This is a genomic window from Sphaerisporangium sp. NPDC049002 (assembly GCF_040649355.1).
GTDB lineage: Bacteria > Actinomycetota > Actinomycetes > Streptosporangiales > Streptosporangiaceae > Sphaerisporangium.
Window position 1 is genome coordinate 15,757 of the sequence record NZ_JBEZFH010000073.1, and the last position, 16,034, is coordinate 31,790.

Here is a 16,034-nt window from a genome sequence, read left to right on the forward strand (position 1 = left end):
GCACGTCGTACACCTACTACGTGGTGGCGCGGGACGCGGCGGGCAACAGCTCGGCCGCCTCCACCTCGGTCACCTTCACCACCACCAGCGGCGGCGGCACGGACACCACGGCGCCGACGAAGCCGGGCACCCCCGCCGCGTCGGCGATCACCTCGACGGGGGCGACGCTGTCGTGGACGGCGTCCACCGACAATGTCGGGGTGACGGGGTACGACGTGTACCGGGTGGGCAGCCCGGACGTGAAGGTGGGGACGGCGACCTCCACGTCGTACGTGCTCACCGGGTTGACGGCGAGCACGTCGTACACCTACTACGTGGTGGCGCGGGACGCGGCGGGCAACAGCTCGGCCGCCTCCACCTCGGTCACCTTCACCACCACCAGCGGCGGCGGGACCGGCGGCGGCTGCACGGCCACCTACACGGTCACCAACTCCTGGCCGGGCGGCTTCCAGGGCGACGTCGCGGTCAAGAACACCGGCACCGCGGCGATCACCGGCTGGACGGTGAAGTGGACCTTCGCCAACGGACAGACCATCACCCAGATCTGGGGCGGCACTTTGACCCAGACCGGGGCGGACGTCACCGTGAAGAACGCGAGCTACAACGGCGCCCTGGGCGCCGGCGCCTCGACGTCCTTCGGCTTCAGCGCGAGCTGGACGACGACGAACACCGTCCCCGCGACGGTCACCTGCACGGCGAGCTAGTACGGCGATGAGCTGAGGGGCCCGGCGCCATCCAGGCGCCGGGCCCCTCACCGTCCGGCGAGGCGGACGAAGGACGTGGGTCAGAAAGCGGAGACGTAGGTGGACATCGACGGGTAGTTCACCGGAGTGACGGCGTTGTAGCAGACGATGTCGCGCACGAACGCCTCGAGGCTCGACGTGGTCCACAGGGTGAGCAGGTTGCAGTACTCGGGTCCGGGCCCGAATGCCGTGACCTGCACGTCATCCTGGAGCACGCCGACCTTGTGGAAGGTCACGAGGCGGTAGCCGACCCCGGCGCTCTGGATGTCGTTGAAGGAGCCCTGCGCGTTGTAGTTGATCGCCGCGGGCACCGGCACGTACGGCCCGGGGTTGGCGGGCGTGTTGTCGTAGGTGTAGGCGAAGTTCTTCGGCGGGATCGCCGCCCCGGTGATCGCCCGCTCGCGCTGGTAGGTCAGGTTGAACCCGGTGTTGAGCGGGACGTTCGTCGCGTTGTGGCACCTCACCTGGATCTTCTGCCCGCCGGCGTACGGCGACCACGCGCCGATCTTGCAGCGGGCCGGCACGCCGGAGTCGACGGCCGTCACCTGGATGTTGCCCGCCTGACCGGAGGAGCCGATGCCCGTCAGGTCCACGGTCCACACGCCCACGCTGGTCGGCGTGACGGTGTTAGGGGCCAGGGCCGAGTTGAACGACGAGCCGATTGCAGAGCCGTTCCAGTGGACGTAGGCGAACGCCTGGGGAAGGGGCACCGGCCCGGTGCTCTCCGAGAAGACGACGGAGTACGGCGTGGAGACCGGGCCTCCGCCGTACTTGTAGCACTGCACCGCCACGATCTCGTCCGGCCCGGACTGGAACCACTTCTGGACCTGGCACCAGTAGGCGTTCGGGGAAACCGCCGTGACATGGACGATCCCGCCGGTCGGGATGCCGATGTTCGGGAACCTCACGAACGTCTGGCCGGCCCCTCCGGGGCTGACGGTGACGCTGGGCCCGGGAGCCCAGCTACCCGCCTGGTGGTTCGGGTCGGGAACGCCGGACGTGGTGTTGACGTACGCGAATCCCCAGCGATTGGGGACGGCTGCCTGCGCGCTGGTGGTCACCGAGGTGAGACCCGCTGCGAGCATGGCCGTGATGCAGAGCATCCGCAGGATCACCCTACGTAGCCGACTCATGTCATCCTCCATCCGGATTCGGGGCTGGACTGGCACACGTAACCGCGACGCCGGTGTCCCGGCGAAAGTGGTTCAGGATGGAGTGTCTGGAATCACACCGCCTCTACGGCTTTTGATAACCCGGCATCCGGCCTTTGAGAAGACCCAACCTTTCCGGCCGTGCCGACTCTCTCGGACTCCCCGAGTCATCGGTCAGGACTGGCGCGGAGTGGATGACCACCCGAAAACCCGCAGGTAGGGGAGTGGGCGCGCTCGTACGGCCTCCACCTGGAGTCGTACGGCGAGTTCTGCCTGCGGTAGGAGGCAAGCACGGACGGGCCCACCTATTGTGGACAACGACATGGGGGTCCGACCGGGGGGTGTAATGGTGGCCGTGACCGAGGACAGGCGCGGCGACGCTGCCGGAAGGCCGAGGTCCGAGGGGTTCAAGGGCTGGCTGGAAGGCGTGCGGGCGACGCGCACGGGCCGCCTCACCTTGAAGATCGTCATCGGGGTGGTGGGGGCCGCGCTGGTGATCGGCGGCCTCATCCTCGTGCCGCTGCCCGGCCCCGGTTGGCTGATCGTGTTCGCCGGTCTGGCCGTGCTCGCGACCGAGTTCGCGTGGGCCCACCGGCTGCTGGAGTTCGCCAAGAAGACCCTGTCCGACTGGACCGACTGGCTCAAACGCCAGGGGTGGCCGGTGCGCGTCCTGGTCGGCGCCGTCACCCTGGCCGCCGCCGCAGTGATCGTCTGGTTCATGATCAAAATCAGCCTCGGCATCGACCTCGTCGAAGAGGCCCGCCAGTTCGTGACGTGACGGATCCGCCGGCGTGCTCGCGAGCCGGGATTCCCTCGTGGAAGCCGGGTAGCGAATTTGTCACCTGGGTGCGCGACAACTCACCGAGAAATGTGATGGAAAGCATAAATATCATCGCTTGATCGGAGTAACGTCCGGCATCAGAGATCCTCACCGGACAAGAGGTGCATCAGGTGAGCGCCATCCAGGGACGCGTGTGAGCGCCGTCGCGGCACAGGCCGCGTCCCCCGGGTCCCCCGTGCCCCGCGAGTTCGCCGACGTCATCCGCGCCCATCTCGCCGATCTAACTGAAGAGATGATCGGCGACATACAGGCGAGCGTGCCCGAGTACGCGAGGCCGGGCGACGAGAAGTACGTCAGGGCCGTGCGGCGGGCGGTGGAGGAGGCGCTCAAGCAGTTCCTCGACCGGGCGGCCGACAACGGGTCCGGCAAGGGCCGGTTGCTGGAGGTCTTCCGCGCGATCGGCAAGGGCGAGGCCAACGAGGGCCGTCCGCTCGACTCGCTCCAGGCGGCGCTGCGCATCTGCGCCCGGGTGGCCTGGCGACGGCTCGCCCTGGAGTCCGAGACGCTGAACCTCTCGCGGCAGCGCCTGTGCGCGGTGGGCGAGGCGATCCTCGTGTACCTGGACGAGATCGCCGCCGCCGCGGCCGAGGGGTACGCCGAGGCGCAGGTCAAGGTCGCGGGCGAGCTGGAACTGCGCCGTCGTCGCCTGCTCGACCTGCTGGTCTCCGACCCGCCCGCCGACCCCCGGGCCGTGGAGGACCTCGCCAGGGCGGTGCGGTGGGCGGTGCCGAGGACCCTCGCCGGGGTCGCGATGGCCGCCCGCTCGCCGGGGGCGGGAGCCAGGCCCGCCCTCCCGCCGGACGTCCTGTCCGACCTCGACCGGTCCGACCCGTGCCTCGTCGTCCCCGACCCCGAAGGCCCCGGCCGCATGAGGATCCTCGACGTCGCGCTGAAGGACTGGTACGTCGTCCTCGGCCCGCCGGTGCCCGTGAACGAGGCGGCGCAGTCGCTGCGCCTGGCGCGCGAGGCGCTCGCGCTGGCCCGCCGCGGGGTGCTGGCGTGCGACCAGGTCATCCGCTGCGCCGACCACCTGTCCACGCTCATCATCTTCAGAGACGAAGCGCTGATCAGGGTGATGAGGCGCGTGAGGCTGGCACCGTTGCGCGAGCTTCGTCCCGCGCAGCGTGACCGCATCGCCGAGACGCTGCTGGCGTGGCTGCAGAGCGGCTACAACGCCAACGAGGTGGCGTCGCGGCTGCACATCCACCCGCAGACGGTGCGTTACCGGCTCAGGCAGGCGACGGAACTGTTCAGCGACCAGCTCAAGGCGCCCAACGACCGTTTCGAGCTGGAAATAGCACTACGCGCCCGGGCTCTTTCCGCGCGTGCCGTCCAGCGCTGAGAGTGCTGCACGGGTATTGAGGTGAGTTCTCTTCAGCGTGTCTGACCTGCTGTTTTGTCATTCACGTGATACCAAGGTGGGCACCTTTCATTGCCCGGGACAATGTTATTCACGCACGCCTGATTTAACTTTTCTGTCATTCAGTCGAAACAGCCAGTTATTGGCTGGAAGGCAGGAAAGTCATGCGTTTTCGAGTCGTCGTCTCGGCATTGGTCGGGGCCGTACTGCTCTCCTCGGCGTTCACGGGAACCGCGCGCGCCGAGACCTCCCCGTCGGGCGCGAACGACTGGACGTGCAGGCCGTCGGCCGCCCATCCGCGTCCCGTGGTCCTGGTCCACGGGACCTTCGAGAACATGGCGGTCAACTGGCTGAAGATCGCGCCGGTGCTCAAGAGGAACGGCTACTGCGTCTTCGCGCTCAACTACGGAGGCGCGGAGAACGCCCTCATCCAGGGCACCGGGGACATCGCCCGGTCGGCCGGGCAGTTGTCGGCCTTCGTCGACCGGGTGCTCGCGGCGACCCAGGTGCCCGAAGTGGACATCGTCGGACACTCCCAGGGCGGCATGATGCCCAGGTACTACCTGAAGTTCCTCGGCGGCGCGGCCAAGGTGCGGAAGCTGGTCGGCATCGTGCCCTCCAACCACGGCACCAGCCTGAGCGGCCTGGTCGTGCTCGGCGACCTGCTGGGCCTCACCGGGCCGGTCACCGACGCCTGCCCGGCCTGCGGCCAGCAGATCGCCGGCTCCGGGTTCCTGGCGAACCTGAACGCGGGCGGCGACACGGTACCGGGCGTGGACTACTCGGTCATCACGACCATGTTCGACGAGGTGGTCACCCCGTACACCTCGGCGTACCTCCGCGGGCCCGGGGTGCGCAACCTCCTGCTCCAGGATTCCTGCCCGCTCGACTTCAGCGCCCACTTAGGCGTGATCGTCGACCCCGTCGTCCAGAGGATGGTGCTCGACGAGCTGGACACCTCGTCCTCACACGGGCGGATCAACTGCCTGAACCCGCTCGGCTGACCCGAAAGGGGGCTACCCGGCTCAGGAGTCCCGCTTCAGCTCGCCGTACATGGTGAAGGGCTCACCCCGGGTGTACTCGCTCTCCCCGAGGCCCGAGTAGGCGACCTCCAGTCTGCCGTTCGCGGTGAGGGACAGGGTGATCGTGCCGTTGCGTACGCAGGAGCCGCGCATGCTCACCCGCTTGAGTGTCGCGATGTCCCCGTTGATCCGCACGAGCTTCGATGTTCCCGTGCAGGCGCCAGGGTATGTCTCCGTGATCGTCCTGCCGCCGCGCCTGACCGTCAGGACGAGGAAGTCGCCGGCTCCCGGATCCCACCTGATCTTGCCGCGCCACACCCCCGCGAACCTCGCCGGGAACGTGGCGGCCTTGGGTGAGGCACTGGGAGTGGCGGCTGTCGCAGTGGGACTCGCCGGCACTGTGGTGGATGGGGTGGGACCGGGAGTCACGACGGTGGATCCGGCGATCGTCGCGGACATGGACGGGATCGACGGCGGGGTCGTGGACGCCGAGGTGAGGTCGGAGGTCGTGGCGGTGATGCCCGGAGCTTTCCCGCGGATGGCCGGCAGGAGCACCACCGCGGTGGCGCCGGCCGCCAGCACCGCCAGAGTCATGCCGGCGACCGCCACTCGCCGGCGCCGGCGAGGCGCCGCGGGCTGTGTCGCGTGCGGAGGGGGGGCCGTGGGCTGTGTCGCGTGCGGAGGGAAGCCCGAGGGAGGTAGGGCGGGTGGAGGGACGGCCGGCGGAAGGACGGCCGGGGACGGTTCGGCGGCGGGGACGGCCCGGCCGAGCAGGCGCAGGTGAATGTCGATCATCGTCGGCCTGGTGGCCGGGTCCTTGCCGAGGGCGTCGGCGACGATCGACCGCAGAGGCTCTGTGAGCGGTCCGAGGTCGGGCGGGGCGGTGAGGATGCGGTTCATCACCGCGGGCAGCGTGTCCTCGCCGAACGGCGGGCGCGCGCTCGCCGCGTACACGATCACACCGCCCCAGGCGAAGACGTCGGCGGCCGGGCCGATCGACGCCCCCGCGAGCTGCTCGGGGGCCATGTACGCGGGGGTGCCGACGATGTGGCTGCTGAGCGTCGCCGAGCCCTCCAGCGCCCGCGCGATGCCGAAGTCGATCACCCGTGGCCCGTCCGGGCCCAGCAGGACGTTCGCCGGCTTGAAGTCGCGGTGGACGATCCCGGCCTCGTGCACCGCGGCGAGCGCGGTGGCGGTCGCGATCGCCAGGCGGTGCAGGTCCGGGCCGGAACGGATACCGGCCCGCGCCAGCGAGGGGCCGGGGACGTACTCGGTGACGACGTAGGGCTGGGCGGCGTCCGGATCGGCGTCGAGCACCTGGGCCACGCAGAACGGCGCGACCCGGCGCGCGGCCGCGATCTCGCGGGCGAAGCGGTGGCGGTCCTCTTCGCCGGCCGTCAGGCCCGCGCGGAGCAGCTTGACCGCGACCGGCTCGCCCCCCGCCCCGCGCCCGAGGTACACCACCCCCTGCCCGCCGGCGCCGAGGCGTCCCTCCAGCCGGTACCCGCCCGCCTCGTGCGGGTCTCCATGAAGCAACGGCGTGATGTCCGGCATCGGTCCCTCCCGGTCCTTCCCCCTCGGAAGTGATCACGGTACCCGGCGATCACGGTCCGGGTGGCGGGTGAACCGGTCACAGGAGGCGAAGGCGGAGGGAAGCCGGCCAGAGGTGACGCGACGGAGGAAGCCGGTCACAGGCGACGCGAACAGCGGGTCAGAGGTACAGGCCGGTGCCCTGCTCGGACTGCGGGGTGGCCAGGGCGTGCAGATCGCGCTCGCGCATGACGAGGTAGACCTGGCCGTGTACCTCGACCTCGTATTGGTCCTCGGAGTTGAACAGCACCTTGTCACCCACCTTGACCAGCCGGGCGTTCGCGCCGACGCCGCACACCTCACCCCACACCAGCCGGTTCGCCATCGTGACGGTGGCCGGGATGACGATGCCCGCCGAACTGCGGCGCTCCTCGGACTCCGGCTCGACCTTCACCATGACACGGTCATGGAGCATCTGGATCTCGAACTTCGGGTCAGCCACCTTCGCAGCTTATTCGGCCTCGGGGTGGAGGGTGACGCGACTTCGTCGTGCCCCATGCGCTGGGAGCGCTCCCATTGACATGATCTGTAGGGTGACCGCAAGGAGGCACGATGACCGAGGACTTCAGCGGATGGCAGTGGGTCAACGAGCCCGCCAAGTGGTCGGCGGGTGAGGATCTCCGGGTCACCGCCGACGCGCGCACCGACGCCTGGCGGATCACCCACTACGGGTACACCTACGACACCGCCCACATGTTCGGCAAGGTCGTCTCCGGAGACCTGCGCGTGACCACGACCTTCCAGGCGTCCTACGCCGAGCAGTACGACCAGGCGGGCGCGGTGCTCCGCGTCGACGAGAAGAACTGGATCAAGGCGGGCGTCGAGTACGTCGACGGGAAGATCAACATCAGTACCGTGGTGACCAGGGACTTCTCCGACTGGTCCATCCTGCCGGTCTCCGGCCCGGTCGAGTCGGTGAGCCTGGAACTGGCGCGCGAGGGCGACACCGTGATCGTGAGGTACGGGCTCGACGGCGCCGATCCGCTCACCATGCTCCGTCTCGCCTACTTCCCGCCGTCGGTCCCGGCCTTGGCGGGCATCATGTGCGCGGCTCCCGTGGGCGAGGGCTTCGAGACCCGCTTCACCTCGGTGAAGGTCTCCTGATGGTCTAATGCCGGTATTAAGTGCTATGTCCGCTACTGCCCGTTTTTCGGTAGGATTGTTATCTATCAAAGCGGGAGTCATGAGGGCGTAGGACCGTAATATGTACATGTTGGGTGCCTGGGATGGATTCGGGTGTTTGTGGGGGTCTTGATGGTGTTTCGCCGCACCTCGACCGTTACATTGCTCGTGATCCCGTGCGTCGCTGAGGGGCTGAAGCGTGACTGACGAGACCAGGCGGGCGCCGGGGAGCCTGGACATCAGCGCTCCCAATTACGCCCGAATCGCCAATTACTTCCTCGACGGGAAGGACAACTTCGCCGCCGACCGCGAGGCCGCCGAGCAGATCCTGGCCGTGGCCCCCGAGATCCGCACGATGGCGAGGGAGAGCCAGGCCTTCCAGGACCGGGTGATCCACTACCTCGTGGAGCAGGGCGTCACGCAGTTCGTCAACGTCGGAGCGGGGATCCCCGGCCAGCGGAACACCCACCAGGTCGCCCAGTCGCTGACACCCGACGCCCGTGTGGTGTACGTGTCGACCGATCCGGTCGTGCTCTCGCACTCCCGTGCGCTGCTCGCCACCGACGACCGCACCGGCGTCGTCGAGGGCGACATCCTCCACCCCGCCGAGCTGCTCGCCGATCCCGGCCTGCGGCGGGTGATCGACGTCGAGCGGCCCTTCGCCGTCGTGGTCATCAGCGCCCTGCAGTTCATCCCCGACGAGGACGGCCCCTTCAAGCGCGTGGCCGAGCTGCGCGACCTGATGCCGGTGGGCAGCCATCTGGTCGTCATCCACGCGGTCTTCGACTCCCGTCCCGAGGCGGCGGCGCCGATCGTGGACATCTACCACCGGGTCTTCGGCCGCACGGAGGGCGACGGCCGCACGCGCGACCAGGTCCTGGGCTTCTTCGACGGCATGGAGCTGGTCGATCCCGGGCTGGTCTACATACGGCAGTGGCGCCCCGACAACCCCCTCAACGTCCACCGCCCGGAGAAGGCATGGCTGGTCGGCGGGGTGGGCCGCAAAACCGGCCCCTGACCGTTTCCCGCCCGCGAACGCGACCCGCACGCACACCTGGCCTGCACGCCATGCCCGGCCTGGACGCTCGGCCGGGCCTGGGCTGACGGGAACGCTCAGGCTCGCGGAAGCACCAGCCGGGCGAAGACCGTGCGGTGGTCGGTCTGGGGCACCAGGTGCGTGCTGTACGCGCGGATCGCGACGCGCGGGTCGGTCAGCACATGGTCGAGCGTGACCCCCGGGATCGGCTTCCACCCCTTCGCGGGCCAGGTCGGTGACAGGCCCTGCCCGGTGACGTCGGCGGCGTCCCGGTAGCCCGTGCCGAGCAGCCGCCGCAGCGCCCCGTGGTCGAGCGTGGCGTTGAAGTCGCCGGCCAGGACGCGTACGACCCCGCGCGGTTCGGCGGCGGGGAGCGCCTGCAGGCCCTTGGCCCAGCACCAGACCTTGTAGTCGAAGCGTGGCGCGCACGGATGCACCGACGCCACGTACACCTCGGGACCGCCGGGCACCCGCACGATGGCATCGGCCTGCCGGAAGTTCCCGTAGGTGATCACGGACGCCGCGCGGAGCGGGAACCGCGCGTAGATGCCCGATCCCCAGGGTCCGTTGGCCGGAGAGCCCGTCCGGTTCGGCAGCAGCTCGTCGAGGCCGGCCTTCTTCAGAACCTCCACGGCGGCGGGTGTGAGCTCCTGTACCAGCAGTACGTCCGGCTTCAGCCGCCGTGCCAGGCCGACGATCTCCCCGGCGGACGCCGCGCCGACCGCCATGTTGGTGGACATCACCCGCAGCTCCGGCCCGTCCGCCGGCGGGTTGCCCTCCGCGAGCGCCCTCGGCAGCACGCAGGCCCCGAGCACGGCCGTCACGAGCGCGCCCGCCACCGCCGCCGGCCACCGGCGCAGGACCAGGGCGACCAGGAGGGCGACCGGCGAGGCGGCGGCGACCAGCGGGGTGAAGGCGATGAGCTGGATCCAGTACAGCCCGACGTCCCATCCGGCGAGGCGCAGCACCGTCCATGCCGCGAAGGGCGCCACGAGCAGCCACACCAGTACGGTCACCCACAGCCATCGCCGTTTCGGGATGGTTTCGTCGATCATGCCGCGATTGTCGCAGCGTCCAGGGCTTGAGGTTTGCCGAACAGCGGCCCCTTGGTAATCAATCGCACATAAGCGGCCCCCGATACTGTGATGCGCACATGTCGTGAAAGGCCGTGAATCTTGAGGATCGCCCCCTTTGCTCGGTTCCCGCGTCCGCTCCGATGGGGGGCGCGCATCCTCGCGGCCGTCCTGGTGGCGGCGATCGTCCTCGCCGGGGTGGGTGTCTGGACGGTACGAAGGTCGTTCCCGCAGCTCGACGGCGAGCTCCGGCTCCCCGGCCTGAGCGCGAAGGTGACCGTCCTGCGCGACCGGTACGGCATCCCGCAGATCTACGCGGACAACCCGGAGGACCTCTTCAGGGCACAGGGGTACGTCCACGCCCAGGACCGGTTCTGGGAGATGGACTTCCGCCGCAAGACCACAGCCGGGCGCCTGTCGGAGCTGTTCGGCGCGTCCACGCTCGACGTGGACAAGGTGGTGCGCACGCTCGGCTGGCGGCGTACGGCGGAGCGGGAGGTGAGCCTGCTCGCTCCCGGCACGCGCCAAGCCCTTGACGACTACGCGGCGGGCGTCAACGCCTGGATGGGGCAGCACCAGGGCTTCGCCGACAAGAGCCTCGAATACGCCGTGCTCAAGCTGACCAACGGCTCCTACACACCCGAGCCGTGGACCCCCGCCGACTCGCTGGCCTGGCTCAAGGGGATGGCCTGGGACCTGCGCTCCAACATGGACGACGAGCTGGAGCGCGCCGTCGACGCCTCCGCGGTGCCCGTGGACCGGGTGAACGAGCTGTTCCCTGCCTACCCGTTCGACCGGCACCAGCCGATCGTCACGACGGGAGCCGTACGGGACGGCGGGTTCGATCCCACGGCCATGGCGAAGGCCCCCGAGGGGACGACGCCGGGCACGGTGGAGTCGCGGGCGCTCGCCGAGGTGTCGCGGACGCTGCGAGCCGTACCCTCGCCGCTCGGCACCGGCGGGGCGGACCACGCGGGGATCGGCTCGAACTCCTGGGTCGTGAGCGGCGCGCACACCGACACGGGCAAGCCGCTGCTGGCCAACGACCCGCACCTCGGGCCGCGCATCCCGTCCATCTGGTACCAGGCCGGGCTGCACTGCCGCGTGAAGTCCGCCGCGTGCCCCTACGACGTCGTCGGCTACACCTTCTCCGGCCTCCCCGGGGTCGTGATCGGGCACAACGACCGGGTCGCCTGGGGCTTCACCAACCTCGGCCCCGACGTCACCGATCTTTACCTGGAGCGCACCAAGGGGGAGACCTACGAGGCCAGGGGCGAGTGGCTGCCCATGGAGACCCGCACCGAGGAGATCAAGGTCGCCGGCCGCCCCTCCGAGAGGCTGACCGTACGGTCGACCAAGCACGGGCCCGTCATCTCCGGCGTGCTCGGTGGCGCGGGGGACGCCCTGCCCGGCGCCGCCGCCAACGCGGGGGAGAAGGCGACGGGGGCGAAGGCGGGGGAGACCGGCAAGCTCCCGGCCGCCGGGTACGACGTGGAGGTCGCCCTCCGCTGGACGGCCCTGGACCCCGGACGTACGGCCGACGCCCTGCTGCTGCTCGACACGGCGTCGGACTTCGACCAGTTCAGGAAGGCCGCGTCGTACTTCGAGGCACCCGCCCAGAACATGATTTATGCGGATGTAGACGGCAATATCGGTTACCAGGCTCCCGGGCGGATCCCCGTCAGGTCCAAGGGCGACGGCCGGTGGCCCGCGAAGGGATGGACCGGTGACGAGGAGTGGACCGGGTTCATCCCCTTCGAAGAGCTGCCCATGGCGTACAACCCGCAGGAGGGGTTCATCGCCACCGCCAACAACGCGGCCGCCGGCCCCACCTACAGCCGGTTCCTGACCTCCGACTGGTCCTACGGCTACCGCTCCCAGCGCATCGTGGACCGGATCGAGCAGGCCACCGCCAAGGGGAAGATCTCGGTCGCGACGATGCGGGACATCCAGATGGACTCGTCCAACACCCTGGCGCCCGTCCTCGTGCCGTACCTGCTGCGGGCGGGCATCCCCCTCGACGGCGACGGCGAGATCAAGGACCTGCTCGCGGCGTGGGACTTCACCCAGAGCCGTGACTCCGCAGGGGCGGCCTACTTCAACGCCGTCTGGCGCCACCTGCTCCAGCGCACCTTCGACGACGAGCTGCCCGAAGGCGGCCACGCGGGCGGCGGCGACCGCTGGTACGAGGTGGTGCGCTCACTGCTCGACAAGCCCGCCGACCCCTGGTGGGACGACGCGCGCACCAAGGACAGGGCCGAGACCCGCGACGACATGCTGCGTGCGGCGATGACCGACGCCACCGAGGAGCTCAGGACGGCGCTGGGTGACCTGCCCGCGGACTGGCACTGGGGCGACCTGCACACGCTTGAGCTGACCAACGAGACCTTCGGGACCTCGGGCATCGGCCCGGTCGAGTGGCTGTTCAACCGGGGCCCGCTGAAGCTCGCCGGGGGCAAGGACGCGGTCGACGCGACCGGCTGGGACGCCACCGAGGGATACGAGGTCAACTGGGTGCCGTCGATGCGGATGGTCGTGGACCTCGCCGACCTGGACCGATCGCGCTGGGCCAACCTGACGGGCGCGTCCGGGCACGCCTTCCACGCGAACTACGACGACCAGGCGCCGATCTGGGCCGACGGCGACGCGACCCCGATGCGCCAGACCGAGCCGGCAGTGCGGAAGGACGCCGTGAACACGCTCACGCTCAGCCCGTAGCTCCGAAAGCCGTTCCGGCCTGTTCCGGCCGGCGGTCCGAAGACGTTCCAGCCCGCCGTCCTCAGGCGTCCTGGCCTGCGGTTCTCAGGCATCCTGGCCTGCGGTTCTCAGGCGTTCCGGTCCGCGTGGGCGGACACCCGCACGCGGGTCCTGTCGCAGGTGCGGCACCGCTGGGTGACCACGTACCCGATGGTCTCCACGGGGGTCCACCGGTGCCGGAGGTGGACCCCCGAGGTCATCCTCGCGAGCAGGTCCTCCCACCCGATGAGCGCCCGATGGAACGAAGAGGGCCCCATCCGGCCCATCGGGCCGTGAATGCCGAGTAAGTCCATGTCTGTGCCCCACCCTCGGGCCGTCGGGGACGGCGGACGCGCCGGTTGTCCGTCTCCCTGTGCCCAGCAGCGCGGCACTCATGCCGTTCTCGGCGACCACGCAGGTCAGGGAGCCCTTCCCGCGTCTGAGACCTTCGATGGCTTACGTGCCTGCCGTCGCTCCCGGTCAGCCGCTCGTCACCGAGGAGATCTCGGCCAGCGGGAACTCCAGGTAGTCGCCCGCCTCCTCGCACCAGGCGTCCAGCACGCCGCGCCGCAGCTCGCCGTGGCTGATCGTCGCGGTGAGGCCGTCCGAGAGGGTGATGAGCGCGCGTACTCCCCGGTCGACGACGAACCCGAGCAGCGACTGCTGGGCCGTGGGCAGGCGGGTCGCCATGCGGCCGATCACCGCCCAGGTCTGCCCGGTGTGACGCTCCTGCTCCCGGGTCTCCATCAGGCGCCGGGCGTGCTCGCGGGGGTCGGGAGGGGGCTCGGCGATGGGGGCCTGCGGCTCCTCCAGCTCGGCCACCCGCCCGCCGGGCAGCAGGATCAGCCGCCCGCCCTGCGGCTCGCGCCTGATCGCGATCTCCCCGGTGTCGTCCACCGGCACCGGCGCGTACCCGGCGTCGCGCAACGCGGCGAGCGTACGGTCGGCCGGAGCGGTGCCGGCGAGAACGGTGGGCGCCAGCAGCCGCAGCCCGAGCCTGGCGAGGCGGCGGTGCCCGGCGATCTCGGCCAGCAGACCCGGGTCGGAGCCCTGGATGATGCAGCCGACCGTGGTCACCGTGACCTCGCCGTACCGCCGCGCCACGTCCTTGACGAGGTAGGTCAGCGGTTGCGGGAGGGTGCCGGCCGTACGGAGCTCCTCCAGCAGCGACTCGGCGGAGTACCCCGCGTCCAGCGCACGGCGCACACTGGCGGCGGTGAACCGCCACACCGACGCCGCGCCCTGGGACTCGCGATCGGCGGCCCGGTCGAGCAGGCCCGACAGCTCGGCGGCGGGGGGCCCGGTCACGACGGCCGTCAGGTCGGCCCCGAAGAGCGCGGTGCGCTGCGCGCTCGCGAGCGCGTGCACCGAGGCCTCGACCAGGCCGGGGTCACGCTCGATCTCGGGCACCGTCTCGTCCTGCTCGTCGCCGGCCACGGCCGAGCCGAGGGTCGCCAGCGCCCGGCCGAGACTGGTCAGCGCGTCGCAGGTGACGAGCCCGAGCAGCCGCGCCTCCTCCAGGATGGCGGGGCAGCACTCGGCCAGGAGCACCCCGTCGAGCAGCGGGGCCCGCCAGTGCACGGCCTGGACGAGCTCGGGCAGGCTCGCGAACGCCGTGTCCGGGGGGAGCGTGGCGAGCGTGGCGAGCACGGCCCAGCGGATGCGGGCCACGGTCTCCCCTGCCGGGTCGTCGCTGAGCACCGTGGGATACCTGCCGGCGGTGCGGCGCAGCGACGAGCGCTCCATGCGCCACCACGCGGCGAGCAGCACCCGCAGCCGCGCGGGGGCGTCCTCCAGCCGCCAGGCGTCGAACCGCTTGGTCGGGATGAGGCCGCCCGCCGCCTCGTCCCAGGCCAGCAGCCGGGCCACGGCGCAGACCTCCAGCAGCAGCCGGGTCTCCTCCTCGGTGCAGCCGCTCTCCTTGACGATCCGGCGCACCTCGCGCACCCCGACGCCGCCTCCCTTGAGCAGGGGGAGCGGGAACTTGTCGGTGTTCTCCAGCAGGGCGGCCGCCCGGTCGACGGCGTGCGGCGCGGCCAGGCACAGCGCGTGGTCGACGGCCTCGGGATCGGCGGGGACCGCGCCGAGCTCGGGCGGCTCGGGGGTGAAGGGAGGATGGTAGTCGGGGCCGCGCAGCGCGAGCGCGACCTCGCGGGGCATCTCGGCGATGTCCCACTGGGTGCGGTAGAGCAGCCCCCGGTCGGCCGCCCACTTCTCGGGGGAGCCGGGGGAGACGAAGCGGTTGCCCTCGACGCCGCGCACCGGCCCGTCCCACGCGAACTCGTCGAGCAGGCTGACCGTGCCGTCGGGTGCGCCGGTCAGCAGCGCGGCCAGCCGGTCGGCGTCGCCGAGAGCCGCCGCGACGCGCGTCATGAGCTGGCGCCTGCCGCCCTGGGCCGGCAGCCCGAGAGTGCGGCTCATGCGGCGCAGTCCCTCGGCGTTCACGGTCCAGGAGTCGAGGTAGGTGACAAGGGGGTCGCCGAGCCCGCACGGGGCGGTCCACCACCGGGCGACGGCCTCGGCGAGGTGCAGGCGGCCGTCCGGCCCCGGCCAGGCGAGGGCGTGGTCGAACAGGCTGTCGAGCCAGGGCAGGACCTCCGCCGCGGTCACCCCGAGGAAGCGGGCGAGCTCGTCGCCGCCGGCGCGGTCGCCGATCACCAGGGAGGCCTGGAGGATCTCCAGCGGGGGCAGGGGGAGGCCGCGCATGACCTCCATGACGGCGAAGTCGTCGCTCAGGCGCCGTGCGAGCGTGTCGAGGCGGCGCGGCCAGGGCGCGGCGATCGCGTCCGGGCGATTGGCCAGGACGCGGGAGAGCCGCTCTTCGTCAAGGGTCGTCAACCAGTCGAGCAGGTGATCATCCATCACAGTCTCTCGAAGGTCTCGCGGGAGTCACCAAGAAGACACCGTAATGCAGAGCACCCGTCCGACGGGATCGACGTAGCAGAATAGAACCGGAATCAATGAACCCCGAGATCAACATCTTCTCCGCGGATCTGTACGAGCGGGGCGCGCTCTGGGGCCAGGTCAGCCGCGAGCCGACCCCCGCAGGAGGCCGGGAGGCCTGAGGGCATGTCGTGGGGTCCGTGACGAGCTCGTCGAGCGGGCAGGCGGGCGCCGCCTGCCGCGTCACGGGAGTCGCGGCGCCGTTGCCGCTGTGGGTGATCGGCTGTCTGTGTCGCGTTGTACGTGGTCGCGTTGTATGTGGTCGCGCTCTGGGTGTCGCGCTGTATGTGTTCCGCGAACCGCCCGGCGTGCCGGCCGGGGATCCTCCGGCGGCACGGCCGAGCTGTTCGATTTGTTTGAGTATGGCATTCAATGCGGAAAAGCTCGGCGACTTCCGTGATGTGACGGCATCCTCAC

14 protein-coding genes are annotated in these 16,034 nt (G+C 70.5%); 8 read left to right on the forward strand and 6 right to left on the reverse strand.

The window, feature by feature from the left end; all coding sequences use genetic code 11:
* On the forward strand, positions 1–704 hold a 704-nt coding region (locus AB0B89_RS16915), incomplete at its 5' end, for a cellulose binding domain-containing protein (protein ID WP_358553245.1).
* Positions 705–784: 80 nt separating this feature from the next.
* On the opposite strand, the gene AB0B89_RS16920 is transcribed toward AB0B89_RS16915, so the two are convergent.
* Positions 785–1,876: a hypothetical protein gene (locus AB0B89_RS16920; protein ID WP_358553247.1), complete on the reverse strand. Its 1,092-nt coding sequence runs from the start codon at positions 1,874–1,876 to the stop codon at positions 785–787.
* A 373-nt stretch (positions 1,877–2,249) separates the two neighbouring features.
* On the opposite strand from AB0B89_RS16920, the gene AB0B89_RS16925 reads away from it, so the two are divergent.
* From AB0B89_RS16925 to AB0B89_RS16935, 3 genes are all read left to right on the forward strand, one after another.
* Entirely contained in the window at positions 2,250–2,672 is a 423-nt protein-coding gene (locus AB0B89_RS16925) for a TIGR02611 family protein (protein WP_358553249.1), read from the forward strand.
* Between the two features lie 196 nt (positions 2,673–2,868).
* Positions 2,869–4,077: a helix-turn-helix domain-containing protein gene (locus AB0B89_RS16930; protein ID WP_358553250.1), complete on the forward strand. Its 1,209-nt coding sequence runs from the start codon at positions 2,869–2,871 to the stop codon at positions 4,075–4,077.
* A 182-nt stretch (positions 4,078–4,259) separates the two neighbouring features.
* Complete coding sequence (locus AB0B89_RS16935; protein ID WP_358553252.1) at positions 4,260–5,099, forward strand: alpha/beta fold hydrolase; 840 nt, start codon at positions 4,260–4,262, stop codon at positions 5,097–5,099.
* A gap of 21 nt (positions 5,100–5,120) precedes the next feature.
* Here AB0B89_RS16935 and AB0B89_RS16940 read toward each other — a convergent pair whose 3' ends face one another.
* Positions 5,121–6,671 (reverse strand): protein kinase, encoded by a 1,551-nt coding sequence (locus AB0B89_RS16940; RefSeq protein WP_358553254.1) that lies wholly within the window; start codon positions 6,669–6,671, stop codon positions 5,121–5,123.
* 157 nt (positions 6,672–6,828) lie between these two features.
* On the reverse strand, positions 6,829–7,149 hold the full coding sequence (locus tag AB0B89_RS16945) for a co-chaperone GroES (RefSeq protein WP_358553256.1): 321 nt from the start codon (positions 7,147–7,149) through the stop codon (positions 6,829–6,831).
* A gap of 110 nt (positions 7,150–7,259) precedes the next feature.
* Between AB0B89_RS16945 and AB0B89_RS16950 the strand changes: the two genes are divergently transcribed.
* Both AB0B89_RS16950 and AB0B89_RS16955 read left to right on the forward strand, forming a co-directional pair.
* Positions 7,260–7,811, forward strand: coding sequence for a DUF1349 domain-containing protein (locus tag AB0B89_RS16950; RefSeq protein WP_358553258.1), 552 nt, complete (start codon positions 7,260–7,262; stop codon positions 7,809–7,811).
* Positions 7,812–8,028: 217 nt separating this feature from the next.
* Entirely contained in the window at positions 8,029–8,847 is an 819-nt protein-coding gene (locus AB0B89_RS16955; RefSeq protein ID WP_358553260.1) for an SAM-dependent methyltransferase, read from the forward strand.
* Between the two features lie 95 nt (positions 8,848–8,942).
* Here the strand turns inward: AB0B89_RS16955 and AB0B89_RS16960 are convergent, their stop codons facing one another.
* The gene (locus tag AB0B89_RS16960) at positions 8,943–9,920 is read right to left on the reverse strand and encodes an endonuclease/exonuclease/phosphatase family protein (RefSeq protein ID WP_358553262.1); all 978 of its coding nucleotides are present in this window, start codon (positions 9,918–9,920) and stop codon (positions 8,943–8,945) included.
* Between the two features lie 120 nt (positions 9,921–10,040).
* Here AB0B89_RS16960 and AB0B89_RS16965 point away from each other — a divergent pair, with 120 nt between their 5' ends.
* Positions 10,041–12,656 carry a penicillin acylase family protein gene (locus AB0B89_RS16965; RefSeq protein ID WP_358553264.1) on the forward strand — a complete coding sequence of 872 codons (2,616 nt, stop codon included), beginning with the start codon at positions 10,041–10,043 and terminating at the stop codon, positions 12,654–12,656.
* A 107-nt stretch (positions 12,657–12,763) separates the two neighbouring features.
* Here AB0B89_RS16965 and AB0B89_RS16970 read toward each other — a convergent pair whose 3' ends face one another.
* Positions 12,764–12,952 (reverse strand): hypothetical protein, encoded by a 189-nt coding sequence (locus tag AB0B89_RS16970; protein ID WP_358553265.1) that lies wholly within the window; start codon positions 12,950–12,952, stop codon positions 12,764–12,766.
* Positions 12,953–13,154: 202 nt separating this feature from the next.
* Positions 13,155–15,536, reverse strand: a complete 2,382-nt coding sequence (locus AB0B89_RS16975; RefSeq protein ID WP_358553267.1) for a helicase-associated domain-containing protein — start codon at positions 15,534–15,536, stop codon at positions 13,155–13,157.
* A gap of 221 nt (positions 15,537–15,757) precedes the next feature.
* Here AB0B89_RS16975 and AB0B89_RS16980 point away from each other — a divergent pair.
* Positions 15,758–16,034, forward strand: a 277-nt coding sequence (locus AB0B89_RS16980; RefSeq protein ID WP_358553269.1) for a hypothetical protein, incomplete at its 3' end; no start/stop codon positions are given.

Coding starts and splice junctions, on each gene's coding strand:
- AB0B89_RS16920 (WP_358553247.1), bottom strand. CDS start 1,876: ATGAGTCGGCTACGTAGGGTGATCCTGCGGATGCTCTGCATCACGGCC.
- AB0B89_RS16935 (WP_358553252.1), top strand. CDS start 4,260: ATGCGTTTTCGAGTCGTCGTCTCGGCATTGGTCGGGGCCGTACTGCTC.
- AB0B89_RS16940 (WP_358553254.1), bottom strand. CDS start 6,671: ATGCCGGACATCACGCCGTTGCTTCATGGAGACCCGCACGAGGCGGGC.
- AB0B89_RS16950 (WP_358553258.1), top strand. CDS start 7,260: ATGACCGAGGACTTCAGCGGATGGCAGTGGGTCAACGAGCCCGCCAAG.
- AB0B89_RS16960 (WP_358553262.1), bottom strand. CDS start 9,920: ATGATCGACGAAACCATCCCGAAACGGCGATGGCTGTGGGTGACCGTA.
- AB0B89_RS16970 (WP_358553265.1), bottom strand. CDS start 12,952: ATGGGGCCCTCTTCGTTCCATCGGGCGCTCATCGGGTGGGAGGACCTG.
- AB0B89_RS16975 (WP_358553267.1), bottom strand. CDS start 15,536: ATGGATGATCACCTGCTCGACTGGTTGACGACCCTTGACGAAGAGCGG.